We start from the raw sequence: 16,547 nt of genomic DNA on the forward strand, positions 1-16,547 counted from the left end.
TCCATGCCCCATTCCCTAATCCCCAATCCCCAGTCCCTAATTTTTACAGGAGATTGCTTATGTCAATGGTTACTTTACCTGGATTAAAAGAACTAATTGAAAGTATTAGTCGGGAGCGCAATTTACCTCGTCTTGCAGTTCAATCAGCTATTAGAGAAGCGCTACTTAAGGGTTACGAACGTTATCGTCGCGCCCAAAATCTAGAACGCAAACAGTTTGACGAAGATTATTTTGATAATTTTGAAGTAGAACTGGATATAGAAGAAGAAGGATTTCGCGTTCTTTCTACTAAAATTATTGTTGAAAAAGAAAAACTCAGTAATACAGACCATCAAATTTCTCTAGATGAAGTTCAACTAGTAGCTCCAGAAGCACAGTTAGGCGACTCTGTGGTGCTGGATGTGACACCAGATCAAGGAGAATTTGGGCGCATGGCTGCTATGCAAACCAAGCAAGTACTAGCGCAAAAACTCCGGGATCAGCAGCGTCAAATGGTGCAAGAAGAGTTCCAAGATTTAGAAGGAACTGTTTTGCAAGCAAGAGTTTTACGGTTTGAACGTCAATCGGTAATTTTGGCAGTTAGCAGTGGCTTTGGTCAGCCAGAAGTAGAAGCAGAATTACCCAAACGCGAACAGCTACCAAACGATAATTATCGAGCAAACGCCACCTTTAAGGTATATCTCAAAAAAGTTTCCCAAGGTCAGCAACGAGGGCCGCAGTTACTAGTATCAAGAGCCGATGCTGGTTTAGTAGTTTATCTATTTGCTAATGAAGTCCCAGAAATCGAAGACGAAGTGGTACGGATTGTTGCCGTAGCAAGGGAGGCAAACCCCCCTTCCCGTTATGTAGGCCCCAGGACTAAAATAGCCGTAGATACTCTCGATCGCGATGTAGACCCAGTGGGTGCATGTATCGGAGCTAGGGGTTCGCGAATTCAAGTGGTAGTCAACGAATTACGGGGTGAAAAAATAGATGTAATTCGTTGGTCGCCAGACCCAGCAACATATATTGCCAATGCCCTCAGTCCAGCACGAGTGGATGAAGTCCGCCTTATGGATCCAGAAACTCGGCAAACTCACGTGCTAGTGGCTGAAGACCAACTGAGTTTGGCCATCGGCAAAGAAGGACAAAATGTCCGTTTAGCAGCGCGTTTGACAGGGTGGAAAATTGATATAAAAGACAAAGCTAAGTACGACCATGCCGGAGAAGATGCTAAATTTATAGCTTCTAGAGCTAAATATCAAGCAGAGCAAGAAGAGGATGATGTTGATTTTGAAGAATTAGACACCGAAAATCAAGACGAATTAGAAGAAGAATTAGATAATGATACTTTTGATGCTGAGGATGAGGAATAACTTATCAATCTTGTTAAATTTTGTTACTGTTGATTTAAGTCTCAATCTCAAAGATTTTTTGCAGCAAAACGAGTTGGTATAAGTAAAAAATAGTAATAGCGACCTTCTTTCTACACCCAAAATGCTGAACTGAGATCCTAACAAAACTGATGAAACCAAATTATCGGCGCTGTATTAGCTGCCGCAAACTAGGTTTAAAAGAAGAGTTTTGGCGGATTGTACGCGTCTTTCCATCTGGAAAGGTACAATTAGATCGAGGCATGGGGCGTTCTGCCTACATTTGTCCGCAAGCGAGTTGCCTACAAGCAGCTCAAAAGAAAAATCGACTAGGGCGATCGCTACACGCATCAGTGCCAGAAACACTGTACCAAAGCTTGTCGCAACGTCTAGCCAGCAATAATAGCCAAAATCAACAAATTTAACTAATTTGGAACAACTTAGTAGCGTTATCAGCAGAGAAATTATGCAAAAGCCGAACTAATCGCACCTTTTTCATATCCTCTGTCGAATGCTAGGGTTAGTGCCAAAATAGTAAATGGGTGTAGAAAGCATTCGGCTCTTCCATTAAAAGAGGAGCGGAGTAACACTCCCAAAGCAAAATGTACTCGATTGTGTTGTGGAAGACTCAGAATCAGCAAAACAAAAAACTACAACTTCATGGCAACCTGGTAGCGCTCAGGCGCAGTTCGGCGTCAAGGGTGACCATAAAAATCTTTAAAAAATTTTTATGGGCATCTCTCAACCATCATTCCTGGTGGGGATGCCATTAAACCGAAACATCTCTCTTTCCTGATTGGAGGCACCGGCAAAATCACCAAGGGCAACCTAAAAACAGTAATCAAAGGATGGAGATGTCGCACTCCCAGGCAGCCATCCGCTAAAACTGTAAATTAAAGGGGAAGAGTGGATGAACAACGGCAAAGTTAGAATCTATGAATTATCAAAGGAATTGAATTTGGATAACAAAGAGCTATTAGCAATTTGCGACCAGCTCAACATCGCGGTCAAAAGCCATAGCAGCACGATCTCAGAATCCGAGGCAGAACAGATTCGTACTGCTGCACAAAAACTCGCAGCAACAAATGTGACGCCTAAAAAGGAACCAGGTACAACCAGCCATAAATCAAATTCACTACCAAACGGCGGACGTAACCGACCTGCTGCACCCCACAAACAGCAAATTTTGGAAATACGCAAACCGAAAATATTGAGAAATACTACCTCCAACGCCCCAGATGCGTCAGTTGCTACCAATACCCAAGCTGCTTTGTCTGAAGCTAATCCTCCCTCACCTCCACGGCCTTTCGCTACACCAGTCTCACCCATGAAGCCGACGGCACCAATTCGACCCGTACCCCGGAATCAATCTGAGACCCCAGAGCAACCTCCTGTAAAAAACTTGGAACAAGCACCTAGTCCAAATCAGCCACAGGAAAAACCAGTTGCCCAAAAACCAGAAAAAGTAATTCCACCCAGACCGAAACCGGAAAAGCCTCAAAAACCGCAATTAGTTGCCCCACCGGCAAGACCAGCAGCGGAACAACCACAGGTATCCGAGCCGCAAACTCCCACAGATAAACCGATTCTCAAACGGGAACGTCCGCGGACAGCAGAAGGCGATCGCGACCATCAAATCATTAAGCCAAAAGTCGCTAAGCTGCCAGCAGACCAGACCCCGTCGGCTGCACCACAAAAACAGCCTCGTCCCACCACTTCACCAGGCAAACCAGAGCCAAGAGGAAATCGACCATCAGCTCCATCACCAATAGGAGACGGGCAACGACCCAGGCCTGCACGTTCTGGCGAAGCTGTAGCAGCAGCAATGCCAATTGCTACTCCGCCAAGACATCTGTCAGCAATAGCAGCAAAAACTGAGGTATTGGGTGACGAGCCAATAGCTCCGGAACTGCTCGATTTGAAGCGCCCAACTCCACCTAGACTAGCCAAAGGTGGCAAAAAGTGGGTAGAAGAAGAAATCATTGATGAAGTTAAAGAAAAGGCCGGTAAAGCCGGCGTTAAAGGCAAACGAAACAAGCCAATACTTCTTGATGATGACGAATTTGAAGAGGATTTGCTGGATGATGACGATTTAGACGCACCAGCCACCATCCAAGTAAGTCTTTCTATTGTCCGTCCCCCAAAACCCAAATCGACCAAACCAGCACAAACCTCAGCGGCAGCTTTGGCCACCGCACCAACAGCAAAAACTAAAAAATCTACTTCCAACCGCGACCAAAACCGTCGCCAAGAAGTCGAAACCAAACGCGAACGTCCGGAAAAAGTCGTGGTCACAGGGCCAATGACTGTCCAAGAATTGGCTGACCTTCTAGTGGTTGCCGATACAGAGATTGTAAAAATCCTGTTCCTCAAAGGTATGGCAGTCAGTATCACTCAAAATCTAGATATTCCGACAATTACGTTGGTAGGAAAAGAACTAGAGATAGAAGTTGAAACCGCCGAACCAGAAGCAGAAGCTCGGAAGGTTACGGAAATGGTCAGCGCCGAAGACCTAGAAAATCTCCATCGGCGTCCGCCTGTGGTGACAATTATGGGTCACGTAGACCACGGTAAAACAACTCTGCTCGACTCAATTCGTAAAACCAAAGTCGCTGCTGGGGAAGCTGGCGGTATTACCCAACACATCGGCGCATACCACGTGGATGTGGTGCATGAGGATAAACCACAGCAAATAGTCTTCCTAGATACTCCAGGTCACGAAGCTTTTACAGCCATGCGGGCACGAGGAGCGCGGGTAACAGATATTGCTGTGTTAGTAGTAGCTGCCGATGACGGCGTTCGTCCCCAAACCATTGAAGCCATTAGCCACGCTCAAGCAGCAGAAGTACCAATTGTTGTTGCCATCAACAAAATTGACAAAGAAGCCGCACAGCCAGACCGGGTGAAACAAGAACTCACCCAATATGGTCTGACACCAGAGGAATGGGGCGGCGACACAATTATGGTACCGGTGAGTGCCATCAAAGGCGAAAACCTGGATACGCTCTTAGAAATGATCCTGTTGGTGGCAGAAGTAGCAGAACTATCTGCTAACCCAGACCGGGCAGCCAGAGGAACCGTTATTGAAGCACATCTGGATAAAGCCAAGGGAGCAGTTGCTACTTTGTTAATTCAGAATGGCACATTGCATGTAGGTGATATGCTTGTAGCCGGCTCCGCCTTTGGGAAAGTGCGGGCAATGGTGAACGACAGAGGTGCTAGAGTCGAAGCTGCCTCCCCATCCTTTGCGGTTGAGGTATTGGGCTTGAGTGATGTCCCAGCAGCTGGCGACGAGTTCGAGGTCTTCGAGAACGAAAAAGAAGCCCGAAACCTAGCAAGCGATCGCGCCGACAAACAACGCCTATCCCGCTTGTTACAAGGACGCGTCACCCTCACCACCCTCTCAGCTCAAGCACAAGAAGGCGAGTTGAAAGAACTCAACTTGATCTTGAAGGGAGACGTACAAGGTTCCGTGGAAGCCATTGTGGGAGCGCTCAAGCAAATCCCCCAAAACGAAGTCCAAATTCGGATGTTATTGGCTACTGCTGGGGAAATTACCGAAACAGATATCGACTTAGCATCTGCTAGTAACGCTGTAATTATTGGCTTCAATACTACCTTCGCTAGTGGTGCAAGACAAGCCGCTGATGAAGCTGGTGTAGATGTCCGGGAATACAACGTCATCTACAAACTCTTGGAAGATATCCAAGATGCTTTGGAAGGTCTTCTCGAACCAGAGTTGGTGGAAGAACCCTTGGGTCAAACCGAAGTCCGTGCCGTCTTCCCAGTTGGCCGTGGTGCGGTTGCCGGTTGTTACGTTCAATCTGGCAAACTAATCCGCAACTGTAAAGTACGGGTACGACGTAGCGGAAAAGTGGTTTATGAAGGCGTGCTTGATTCCCTCAAACGGATGAAAGAAGATGCCCGCGAAGTCAACGCTGGTTATGAATGCGGTGTCGGCATCGATAAATTCAATGATTGGGTTGAAGGTGACATCATCGAAGCCTATCAAATGGTTACTAAGCGCCGTACTCTCACCTTAACCAGATAGTGCTGGGGGTAAAATGGTTAGAAGTAGGAGTTAGGAGTTGTGAGTTAAAAGCTCTTAACTCCTAACTCCTAACTTTTAACTCATAAATTTAATATATGGCTTCATTTCGCTCTGAACCAATTTTGTGGATTCATATCGCTGGATTAGCGACATTACCTATTTTTTCAATACTCTGTTTATTGTTCCTATCCGTAGGCGAACCTTTTTTGCCCGTCTGGATGGAATTATTTCTAGTAGCTGCCATTGGTGTTTTGCCACTGCTATGGATGCAGCTGCGTCGCCCCTTTTATATATTTGGTCTTTTGGGAATAGCCTTAAAACCAGAAAACTTGACTGAACGGCAGCGCAAAATTCTTTGTTTAACGAATACAAGGTTAAATCGGATCTTAACCCTAGTGACAGCAGTATTGTCGATTTGGGCGTTGTGGCATATATATCAAATTGCCCCATCAGTAGCAAATACGGCTAAATTTTTACCACAATGGCGCAGCCTTGGTTTAATACTTGCTGCCTTAGCCTTTTTAGCCAGTAATCTATTTTTACAAATACCCGTTAGTGTCATGCGAGTTTTAGTGACTAATGACACAGAATTTGCGGCCATAGAACCGTTATCTTTAGACAAGATTAAACAAGATTTTACAATTTTAGGTGTGCGGGTTAATCAAATGTTGCCCCGATTGTTTGAATCTTTGCTCTCACAAAACAAAGATTCACACCAGCCCCCAGAGTAAATATTATTTTCTTTGAAGAGGCTAGGAGCAGACACGGGGAGTCAGGGATGAGGGAGACAAATTAATAGCCAATACCCAATGACGGCAGTTGCTCCACTTGGGGAGACCCCAAGACCGCACTGCCTCCCCCATGCCCAATTACTAATAACAGAGGAATGAGGAATTATGGCTCAAATTCCAGCTTATAGCGATCGCCAATTTTCTGCTGACAGCGAAATTTGGTATAGCCTTAAATGTGCTATCTCCAATAGTTCAGGTTTTCAACGCTGGCAACTAGAACGCGATGCTCAATTACAGGGACTCCGCTTAGAACAGCAGGTACAACGATATTTACGAGAAACTTTAGAAACTTTAGCTTATTAGATATCTAGTGAACTAAGTTAATGGGCGCTAAAAAAGTATAACCAACAAAAGTGGCTGTTGACTGTCAACTATCAACGGTGAACAGCCTAGTTGAATCAATGTGCAAGTTAAATGCAAAACAATTTACCTATACCTTTGTGTTAGGTAGGTGTAACTTCGCAATTCATCTCATGCTCTCCTTCGGGTGATGTGTGAGATGAATTACTGTTTTAGGTAAAATTTTCTGAATTAAAGTATATAACTTATGTATAAGTTCTGTGATCTATCTCAGGAATTTAGCTGAATCAGTGCTAATCATTCGGTATAGTTTTGCATGGGTTTTATGCCAGCTGACAAGATTGCTAGCTTTAACCTTGTTCGACATACATACCGTAATTCAGCACATCACAGACTCAAAAATGAAACATCAGAGTTTTAAGACTGCTTCAGCAAAAAATTTTCGCTTTCTTTCTCGCAATTATTTGAGACACACTGTACGCATCACAGCCGGACTAACGGCTTTGTTAGTAGTCTCTGGTGGTTCAATAGTACTATCTGGTGAGGTAAATGCTGGTGCCACTCACTCACAAAATATCGCTCCAACTCTCACAGCCCAAGTTCCCACCACTGCAACAGTAATTTACGTTAATCCTACAACTGGTGCAGACACGGCTGGTGCTGGTACTACAGCCAACGCACCTTACAAAAGCATAACTTTTGCCCTGAGTCAGGCCCAACCAGGGACAACAATTCAACTTGCACCGGGAAATTATACCCAGGAAAGTGGAGAAACCTTTCCCATCTTGCTCAAACCAGGGGTGACACTCCAGGGTGATGAAGCTAGCAGAGGTCAGGGAATATTAATTTCAGGTGGAGGTTTTTACACCAGTCGCACCTTTGCCAGACAGGATATTACCATCCTTGCCGAGCAAAATACCACCATTACAGGAGTTACTATTACCAACCCAAATCAACGGGGAACTGGTATTTGGGTGGAATCTACAAATCCCACCATCAAAAACAGTACCTTTATTAACAGCATCAGAGAGGGCGTTTTTGTCACTGGTACAGGCAACCCCAAAATCGAAAGTAACATTTTTGTACAAAATAAAGGCAACGGAGTTTCTATTGCTAAATCTGCTCAAGGAGAAATTCGCAGTAACTTATTTCAAGATACTGGTTTTGGTATAGCGATCGGCGGCACTTCTACACCTTTAGTTGTAGAAAACCAAATCATTGAAAACCAAGACGGTCTTTTTATCTCAGAGTCAGCTAAACCCGTATTACGTAAGAATGTCATTCAAAACAATAAGCGGGATGGCGTTGTGGCAACTGTTAGCGCATTACCTGACCTTGGCACCAATGAAAATCCTGGTGGTAATCTGATTCGTAATAATGTTCGTTATGATGTCAACAATGCTACTAAAACTGGTACAATTCTCGCTGTTGGCAACGATATCGATCAAAAACGAATTGCTGGTTCAGTAGATTTTGTTGCCGCAGTTGTTGATGTACCTCCTGGAGGAGCTGTCGCCTTTAAAGATGTGCCAGCAAATTATTGGGCAAAAGTCTACATTGAAGCCTTAGCTTCCCAAAATATTATTGCTGGGTTTCCTGATGGTACCTTTAAACCCAATGAACCCGTAACCCGCGCTCAATTCGCTACTATTATCACTAAAGCTCTGACACCGCCAACCAAGCGCCCAGCTATTCAATTTAAAGACGTAGCAAGCAATTTTTGGGCTTACGCTGCTATTCAATCTGCTTATCAGAGTCAATTTGTTTCTGGTTATCCTGATGGTACTTTTAAACCACAGCAACAAATTCCAAGAGTGCAGGCCTTGGTTGCTTTAGCAAATGGTTTGGGCTTAACTGCTAACAATCAAAGTGTTATTTCGTTTTATACTGATGCGGCGCAAATTCCTGACTATGCCATCGCCCCTGTTGCTGCTGCCACTGTACGGCAACTAGTAATTAATTACCCGACTGCTAAACAACTCAATCCTAATCGTCAGGCGACTAGAGCCGAAGTTGCAGCCTTTGTTTACCAAGCACTCGTTAATACTGGACGCGCGCAACCAATTCCTTCATCGTATTTGGTAACTGTTCAATAAAATGTGCTGAAGCTTTGAGTATGTACCAATAGATTAATTGCAATGGCCAGACTAATAATTTATTAGTCTCGCCCTTGCAACATTGTAAATTTTATTAAATTTAAGATGCGATTTATAAAATTTGGGGTCTTCAAATATAAAAATTGACCCCATCTCAACCTGATTGAGTTTATAGTCAGGGTCTTTATATATGCTGACCCCGTTTTAACGACTTTCAGTCTCTCAGAAATTTTTACTTTTTGAGCTTTTGTAATAATCTCTTTATTTTTTCTTTCCTGATATGTTAATTTTTATCAAAACATTGAAGAATATCAACATATGTAAAAATACAAATAAAAAAATTAACAATTTAAATTGATTCAGGAATTATTATTTTTACCAGATTTACGGTTTTGTTGTCGGCGTTGTTCCCAACGCCAAAGAAAAACCATCAAGGTAACGATTCCTATTTGCAGAGCTAAGTTAGGCAAAGCGCTGTCAATATCGCGTCCAGCAAGGACTCGGAAAAAAAAGATGAACGCCCCAATTAAACCAGAAGCACCAAAAGCAATATAAAGAAATTGTCGCAACCCTCGATAAGGAGTTGCTATTTCTGCTTTCAGACGAGTATATTGTTCGGGGTTGAGGCGATTTTTGGGATTTGGATTTACCATCAGTGAATCATGCTATACTATTCGATTGTGTACGCCGATGTGGCTCAGTGGTAGAGCAGCTGATTCGTAATCAGCAGGCCGTGGGTTCAAATCCCATCATCGGCTTTTATCGAGTATTACTTGAATTCAGTTTGGCAGAAGGCTTTTAATAAATCAATACAATGAGCGATCGCTCCTAGATGAGCAATTTCATAACCGTGAGTATTTTGAGTAGGAAACGCTAAACAAGCAGCACGTCCAACATGTCCAAATTTCATGGCAATTGACGCATCACTGCCAAATCCACTTAGAGTTGTAAACTGAATTGGTACATCCAACTGCTTAGCGCATTGGCGTATTTGTGCATTTAATCCCTCATCATATATTCCATAAGCATCTTGGGATAAAAGTACAGGAATTTCCCCATCTTTAACAGGATATTCCTCAGATAATGGACAAATTTCTAAAGCAATCAAGGCATCTAAAGGCTGATTTTGAGTAAAAAATAATGCCCCAATTGCTCCTACTTCTTCTTTTGCTGAAGCCACCAGATAAACATCGACGGCTGGCTGTTTTAGGCCTTCAGCTAAAGCTAGCAAAATGGCAACAGAGGCTTTGTTATCTAAAGTGTAACTGGCAATGTGATCCTTTAATCTAATTGGCAATTTGCGATGTTTGCCAATTACCATTCTCGTTCCAGGTCGAATTCCAGCGGCTTCTAGTTCTGCGGTAGTGCGTTTGGTTTCAATCCAAGCATTTTCCCACTTGACGCTAGTATCTTCCTGCTGGACTTTTTGCGGAGATTCGTGGGAAACGTGCCGAGAACCAAAGCTGAGAATTCCGTTGATGGTTTCATTGTCTCCCAGTAAATCTACCACGCCTTCGCCGTAAATCCAGGGAAAAGAACCGCCGAGTTTGCGGACTTCAACACGACCTTCATCACCGAGAGTTTTGACTATTGCCCCAATTTCATCCTTATGAGCTGTAATAGCAATGGCTCGGTCTGGACTTTGCCCAGGGATTTTTGCAATAATGTTGTCGGCGCGATCGCACCAAACTTCTACACCAAGTGCTGTAAATCGTTGGATTAACAACTGATTAATTTCGGCTTCTGCACCACTAGGAGAATGATGCATCACCAACTCTGCAATAATTTGAAATAAGCGATCGTAATCCCACATCAATAATACTTCTTGTCAACTGTATGAGACGATTGTGCGCTAGAAACCAGATCCGCAGTCGTAAGTGCCGACCTTTTTTGCTGGCGCTTGAGTACTCCTACTGCACCGAAAGTACCAACTGCCAACAATGTCCCCACCTGTGTCGGAGGTTTCGGAACAGACTTAGCCTCAATCGCCGCCAGTGCAGTGTCCGCTATAATCTGATGAGCAACGGTGGTTGGGTGGTAATCGTCCCAGATGAGAAACTTGTTGTGGATGGGGTTACGTATATCTAGCTTTATGACAATCAATTTTAGCTGCTGGCCGGTGTCTTGGATCTGTTGCATGAAAAACAAAAATATTTTTTTCTACCGACTTCTACCAAAGTATTTCACACCAAACCTAACAACTTTAACTTTGCTTTAATTTCAATGCATCAGCCGCCGAGACACCCTCACCCTGAGTTCCGAAGTACCACAAAGCTGTAGCAGCCTCAGCACGAGTTACTGGTTTTTTGGGTTGAAACAAAGTCGTATAGCCAAACACTCGCCGAATATTCGATTGTTCTCCATTTTGGAAATCAGCCAACACTGCTCTTAAAGCCTTAGAATCAATTCGGGCTACGTCTTGAAAACCCCAGGTTTGTTTGACAGCATCCAAGGTAGCAGAGGGTAAGCCTTGGCGAGTATCTAGGGGTAATTTCCACAGCAGTAACACCTCCCGTGTTAAGGGAGCATCAGGACGAAACAAAACAGCAACAGCATCTCCAGATAAAGGACTGGGAATTAACCCGGCCTCAGCTAGTCCCTGAATTGCTGGAAAATCAGGGTCTTTTGAGGATACATCACTAAAAGTTGGTTGAGTAGTTTCTGGTGCCAAGCGAATTTGTTTAGCTGGATTGTTGGCATACATAGCATTATTAGCAGTAATTAGCCAACGAGCGTATTCGCGACGTGTAACAATTTTACCGGGTTCAAATTGGTTAGTTGTGGTAACAGAATTACTCTTAGTTGTCTTTGGTTCTAGGGACAAAACACCCAAAGCAGCTAAATCTTCAATGTGTTGTCGCCATTCTTGTGGTGCTTTATTGAGATCGTTGAATGTCTGTGGTTGGCGTGTGGCTGTGGGAGTTGTTTGGTTATTAGTGGTGGTTGGTGGCTGTGATGCCGAGTTTGCCGGTTGTACAGGGCCGATAAACTGCGAATCTCCGGCTTGAGGAACGTTGTTGTTACTAGAAGTGTTGTTAGGATTTGCACTAGGAGTAGGTTGTGCTGTGGCAGTACTACTATTTGGTACGTACTCAATCAATAATTCAGTGGCTGTTTGGGGTTGATTAGGTGTAGCGTTGGTAACTGATTGAGGCTGAATCGAAACTTTCAGTAGGGAATTATCACGGCGTGCTTCAAAGACACCTACTCCATCATCTGTTGGCTGTTGCGAAATTTGCCAGTTATTTGTTTGCAACTGGCTGCGATAAAAACTAGCAATCAAGTTGCTAGGATCGGAACTCAACCAACGAGTTGAGACTTTGTTTTCTGAATCGTTAGCAGGTGTTACTTCCTGTAGTTTGGCATTGGAGTATAGTGGAATGTCTTTAGGGAAATCAGCTGGTAACTGGAGTGTTGAGTCGTTTGGCTGTGCTTGTGGTTGGTTTGTCTGAGATTCTCCAAAGACAACCGGATTATTTTGCAGTTTAGGATCTGCTGCCAAAGACTCCTCCAGATTTTTGGCCACTGGAGTGTTAGCACAGGCTGTTAAGGAAGTTAATAAAACAGCCAAACTCAGAAATACAGCTGGACGTTTAGCAGGAAGCACAGGAAATCACAAATTGAGTTTCAGTTCCTACCCTAGCGCAAACTGTTTATGAAATGGCTACTGGTTATTGGAGAGAAATTTTCCCAGTTTCTCGCGCAGCGCTATTTAATGATGTCTCAGAAAATTAGTAAACGGTAGCAGAAGCTACCGTGTTGTCTTCGTTTTACAGCCATTAGGTTTTGATAATTCCCATGCTTATTTATAGATTTCCCTAAAATTCAGCGAAAGTAACATTTTTGAGAAAAAACATAAATAAACCCATAATTGACAGTTAACAGCCGACACGATGAATGCTCTTGGCAACTGAACAATCTAGCAACGACAACCTTGAGGCTACGCCTAAATGCACTGATTTAGTGCGATCGCCAAGCAACGGAAGTGATAAACTATGAATAAAGCCCCCCTTAGCCTCATCAAAAGAGGGGAACCAATGAAATTGGCTAACGTTGGCTTAAATATGGATATCTGAAGATTATTCATCTGACGATGGTAAGCTGGATAATGAAATGTCCGAAGAATGCCAGTGTTGAGTAATTCCAGGAACTTAGCGTAAGTTTTTAGTTCTTGAGGTTAGGGCTTATGTAAAGCAGTTAACTGGTTTTGAATTTTTGATGGCAACACATTGCGAAACTACCACGCTACTGAGGATTTTGGATTTATTTCACTGACTAAAAGTCAGGTATGTAGCTTGCCAAAAAGCAGCATTGCCCAAAAATCTAAAATTCCTAGTCAAATGTCGCAGTGGTTTCCCTCATATCTATCAATGATTCCTGACCAAGATTACTACCTGTTCTCTAGTCAGAGTTTATTGGTAGCGCTACATAGGCGGCACACCGCACTATGAAACAAACACTATCTGCTCTACCACTCCCGATGTTTCTTAAAACCCTCAAAAGTAGTGAGTGCTTCCTCTTCAAAGTGCGATCGCTGGTATCTTATCCATAGCGTTAGGTCGTGGTGAGGAGTCGCCAACTAATTAAAAATCTGGTTGGGGAGAAATGCCTCTCTCTAACTGGGTATTAGGGATTGGGAAAATGTTTTTACGGGATTTACACACTTTGTCTAGATAGTTAACACATACCTAATAGATTCAGATACAATTAGCATCTACGTTTGGTTCAGTGTTTCCTTGTTCAAAGTGACTCATCATATTCACATAATGCTGTACTAGCCAATTTGACATAGTATTAAACTTTTTACGTGCTGACTCTGCCAAAAATTTTGATTTAGGGCAAATTAAGGCTTATATTCAAGTAACTTGAGTGTTTCTTGGAAATAAAGTCACCTTGGAGAAAGCAAAAGGCTCAAAAAGCTGTATCTTATGTCAAAAATGCAGATCTGATATGAGTATGAAAAATCTAAAATAGATATTAAATTGAAGAAAAACGAACGACCATCGACAACCATTAGTCCATTTTACTTTTTGTAAAGCGTCGCCAGGTTGTTACCAGTGCTGAAACACGATTACATGCAAGTTTCCCAGGATCAGCCTATTCATTCTGAGGCCCCACTCCAGCTGCTACTTTTTGTCGATGGACGCCCAAAGTCCCGACAGCAAGTGCAGCGAATACGTGCTTACTTAAAAGAGTTGCAGGCTGAGTATAGTTTTGAACTGCAAATAATCGATGTTGGTCAACAACCTTACTTAGCAGAACACTTTAAATTGGTAGCAACACCAGCTTTAATCAAAATTCATCCAGAACCACAACAGATTCTAGCTGGGAGCAATATAGTAGCGCAATTGAAAAACTGGTGGCCTCGCTGGCAAACCGCCGTAGACACCTACTTAAAATTACAGGAAGACTTACAAGAGCGTATAGACGATAATGGTCGGGTGAACTCTGCCAAATCTACAATTCGTTCGGTCGCGGTTTCTGCTGAACTTATCCGCCTGTCAGACGAAATTTTTCGCTTAAAACAGGAAAAAGAAAACCTTCAGGAACAGTTACAGTTTAAAGACCGAGTGATTGCTATGTTGGCACATGACCTCCGCAATCCCCTAACTGCTGCTGCCATCGCCATAGAAACTCTTCAATCTAACTACAATGTAGAAACAGGGGAATTTCAGCGCCTCAAACCGTCGATGACGGCACATTTATTAAAGCAAGCTCGCGGTCAAACTAAAATTATTGACCGCATGATTGCCGATCTTTTGCAAGTAGGTCGTGGAAAAGACACAGAAATACCAATACTACCACAAAAGGTAGAGCTAGGTAAACTTTGTTTCGATGTATTAGAAGAATTGCGCGATCGCTACACTGCCAAATCCCAAGAGGTAGACACAGATATTCCCAAAGACTTGCCCTGCGTATATGCTGACCCAGAACGCATCCGACAAGTGTTAGTAAATCTCTTGGATAACGCCATCAAATATACACCCAAAGGCGGGAAGATTAGCATTGCTGGATTACACCGCACCACCCAAAAAGTTCAGTTCAGTATTGGCGATACTGGGCCTGGTATTCCTGTAGAAAATCGCGATCGCATCTTTGAAAACCACTTCCGTCTGCAACGGGATGAAGGTACAGAAGGTTACGGCATCGGCCTGTGTTTATGCCAACGCATCATCCGAGCGCATTACGGTCAAATTTGGGTAGACTCTGCCCCCAATAGCGGGGCATGGTTCCACTTCACACTACCGGTTTATCCTTCTTGATCCTTAGCCAAACAGGGCATTGGGCATTAAATATGTTGACAGTTGACAGTTGACTGGTGAAAGAGGAGTTATTATTCTCTCCTGCCCCTCTGCCCCATCTCCCTCCGGAACCCTCATCCGTTAATCTCTACTCGTGCCCAATGCCCCATGCCCAATGCCCAATGACTAATGACTACTTGATACAAAGCGATCGCGTCCTTTAGCTTTGGCTTGGTAAAGTGCTTTATCTGCCTGCACGATCAAATCCAAAGGTGACGATTCCCAAGTGGGGACAACAGTTGCTACGCCCATACTTAGGGTGACATGCTGACTCACCGCAGAACCGTCATGAACAATTTGCAAATCTCTGACTGCTGCTTGCATTCCTGCGGCCACATGAATTGCACCAGAGGCATGTGTATATGGCATAATCACAGCAAACTCTTCACCACCATAACGGGCCACTAAATCTTGATGTTTTTGTGCTTTTTGGCTTAAGACAGTACCCACCTTTTGTAAACAGACATCGCCAGCAGGATGACCATATTTATCGTTGTAAAATTTAAAATAGTCAATATCACATAAAATGAGAGACAAGGGGGATTCCTCTTGTGCTAAATTAATCCACTGAGTATTAAGATAATCGTCAAAACGACGACGATTCGGTAACCCAGTTAAGCCATCAACATTGGCGAGGTGCTGCAAAGCTTGGTTTGCTGCTTCTAGTTGTTTGTATACTTGTGCTTGCTGTAGTAGTCGGCGTAGTCGTTGGCGCAATACAGGCCAGTGAATTGGCTTGGTAACATAATCAGTTGCTCCCGCCTCAAAAGCACGGTCTACAGATTCTTCATCGTCTAAGCATGTGATCATCAAGATGGGAGTTCGTTCCCATATCTTGGAAATTACAGTATTACCAAGCACAGAATCAGTATCGAAAGTTGCCAGTGCTGAAATCAGATTATTTCTAGCAATCTGAAGCAATTGTTTACAGCAAGTAAAACCATCCATCACAGGCATTACAGCATCCAGCAAAACTATATCCGGTTTGATAGTCTCGTAAGCATCTAAACATTGCTTACCATCATTGACCTCCACCACTCGGTAACCTTCTTGCTCCATAGCTTTACGCAATAACACTCGAATGGTCTTGTCGTCATCAGCCACTAGAATGAGTGGTGGTTGCTTAGAAAGAGAAAATGGGCTTATGCCTGACATGAGTTACATTCTACTTGCGAGACTATCCTGAAAAAGGCTGAGTAATCAGATCGCATAGGAGCGATCGCTATTTCCATCGATGCCAGCATATGTGGCAAGGGTGCCTTTGTCCTGACAATCAACTGTTTTTTGAGAATAGACTGCTCAATATTATTGAGCCAAGCAAGCGGTAGATAACTAATTTGCATATACAGTCTATAATTGGAACTCAAAGGCAATAGCCACTTTTTTATTGCCTTATGATTATGGGAAGAAATGTTACTGTTATATTTCCCCATTATTAATGTCAAATTACAATTTTCTTGAGAATTGTAATTTCACATCTAATTCACAGCTTAATTATTCAATTTTGTGATTCTTTTAAAAAGTTATCTTAAATAGGTCAAACTAATTAGTAAACAGTACTGAGTGTATAGGTAAGATTAAAATTAATGTCACTTAATTTAAATTAAAAATTGAATTTATTATCTAATAATCATTTTAGCAATTTAGTATAATTA

13 protein-coding genes and 1 tRNA gene are annotated in these 16,547 nt (G+C 43.1%); 8 read left to right on the forward strand and 6 right to left on the reverse strand.

Going from position 1 to position 16,547, the window contains the following annotated elements; translation table 11 throughout:
- The first annotated feature begins 59 nt into the window (after positions 1-59).
- The 6 genes from nusA (at position 60) to GNE10_RS19480 (ending at position 8,590) form a co-directional block, all read left to right on the forward strand.
- The gene (gene nusA, locus GNE10_RS19455; protein ID WP_180267236.1) at positions 60-1,355 is read left to right on the forward strand and encodes a transcription termination factor NusA; all 1,296 of its coding nucleotides are present in this window, start codon (positions 60-62) and stop codon (positions 1,353-1,355) included.
- A 149-nt stretch (positions 1,356-1,504) separates the two neighbouring features.
- Positions 1,505-1,777 carry a YlxR family protein gene (locus tag GNE10_RS19460; RefSeq protein WP_099069649.1) on the forward strand — a complete coding sequence of 91 codons (273 nt, stop codon included), beginning with the start codon at positions 1,505-1,507 and terminating at the stop codon, positions 1,775-1,777.
- 485 nt (positions 1,778-2,262) lie between these two features.
- Entirely contained in the window at positions 2,263-5,403 is a 3,141-nt protein-coding gene (gene infB / locus GNE10_RS19465; protein WP_185566580.1) for a translation initiation factor IF-2, read from the forward strand.
- Between the two features lie 95 nt (positions 5,404-5,498).
- Positions 5,499-6,134, forward strand: a complete 636-nt coding sequence (locus GNE10_RS19470) for a low-complexity tail membrane protein (protein WP_099069651.1) — start codon at positions 5,499-5,501, stop codon at positions 6,132-6,134.
- A gap of 165 nt (positions 6,135-6,299) precedes the next feature.
- Positions 6,300-6,497: a hypothetical protein gene (locus GNE10_RS19475; protein WP_099069652.1), complete on the forward strand. Its 198-nt coding sequence runs from the start codon at positions 6,300-6,302 to the stop codon at positions 6,495-6,497.
- Positions 6,498-6,895: 398 nt separating this feature from the next.
- Positions 6,896-8,590, forward strand: coding sequence for a DUF1565 domain-containing protein (locus GNE10_RS19480; RefSeq protein ID WP_185566581.1), 1,695 nt, complete (start codon positions 6,896-6,898; stop codon positions 8,588-8,590).
- A gap of 359 nt (positions 8,591-8,949) precedes the next feature.
- Here the strand turns inward: GNE10_RS19480 and GNE10_RS19485 are convergent, their stop codons facing one another.
- A complete protein-coding gene (locus tag GNE10_RS19485; protein WP_099069653.1) occupies positions 8,950-9,243 on the reverse strand; it encodes a DUF3493 domain-containing protein in 294 nt (97 codons plus the stop codon).
- 33 nt (positions 9,244-9,276) lie between these two features.
- Between GNE10_RS19485 and GNE10_RS19490 the strand changes: the two genes are divergently transcribed.
- Positions 9,277-9,348, forward strand: a tRNA-Thr gene (locus GNE10_RS19490).
- A gap of 11 nt (positions 9,349-9,359) precedes the next feature.
- On the opposite strand, the gene GNE10_RS19495 is transcribed toward GNE10_RS19490, so the two are convergent.
- From GNE10_RS19495 to GNE10_RS19505, 3 genes are all read right to left on the reverse strand, one after another.
- Positions 9,360-10,403 carry a M42 family metallopeptidase gene (locus GNE10_RS19495; protein WP_185566582.1) on the reverse strand — a complete coding sequence of 348 codons (1,044 nt, stop codon included), beginning with the start codon at positions 10,401-10,403 and terminating at the stop codon, positions 9,360-9,362.
- On the reverse strand, positions 10,403-10,729 hold the full coding sequence (locus GNE10_RS19500) for a hypothetical protein (protein ID WP_099069655.1): 327 nt from the start codon (positions 10,727-10,729) through the stop codon (positions 10,403-10,405). Before GNE10_RS19500 ends, GNE10_RS19495 begins: the two co-directional genes overlap by 1 nt.
- Before the next feature lie 64 nt (positions 10,730-10,793).
- Positions 10,794-12,197: an S-layer homology domain-containing protein gene (locus tag GNE10_RS19505; RefSeq protein ID WP_185566583.1), complete on the reverse strand. Its 1,404-nt coding sequence runs from the start codon at positions 12,195-12,197 to the stop codon at positions 10,794-10,796.
- Between the two features lie 1,450 nt (positions 12,198-13,647).
- On the opposite strand from GNE10_RS19505, the gene GNE10_RS19510 reads away from it, so the two are divergent.
- Entirely contained in the window at positions 13,648-14,853 is a 1,206-nt protein-coding gene (locus tag GNE10_RS19510; RefSeq protein ID WP_185566584.1) for a histidine kinase, read from the forward strand.
- Between the two features lie 165 nt (positions 14,854-15,018).
- Here GNE10_RS19510 and GNE10_RS19515 read toward each other — a convergent pair whose 3' ends face one another.
- Positions 15,019-16,047, reverse strand: a complete 1,029-nt coding sequence (locus tag GNE10_RS19515; protein WP_185566585.1) for a PleD family two-component system response regulator — start codon at positions 16,045-16,047, stop codon at positions 15,019-15,021.
- Complete coding sequence (locus GNE10_RS35475; protein ID WP_190948538.1) at positions 16,035-16,235, reverse strand: hypothetical protein; 201 nt, start codon at positions 16,233-16,235, stop codon at positions 16,035-16,037. The genes GNE10_RS19515 and GNE10_RS35475 overlap by 13 nt, the downstream gene beginning before the upstream one ends.
- Between the last annotated feature and the right edge of the window lie 312 nt (positions 16,236-16,547).

The organism is Nostoc sp. 2RC (genome assembly GCF_014222165.1).
GTDB lineage: Bacteria > Cyanobacteriota > Cyanobacteriia > Cyanobacteriales > Nostocaceae > Nostoc > Nostoc linckia.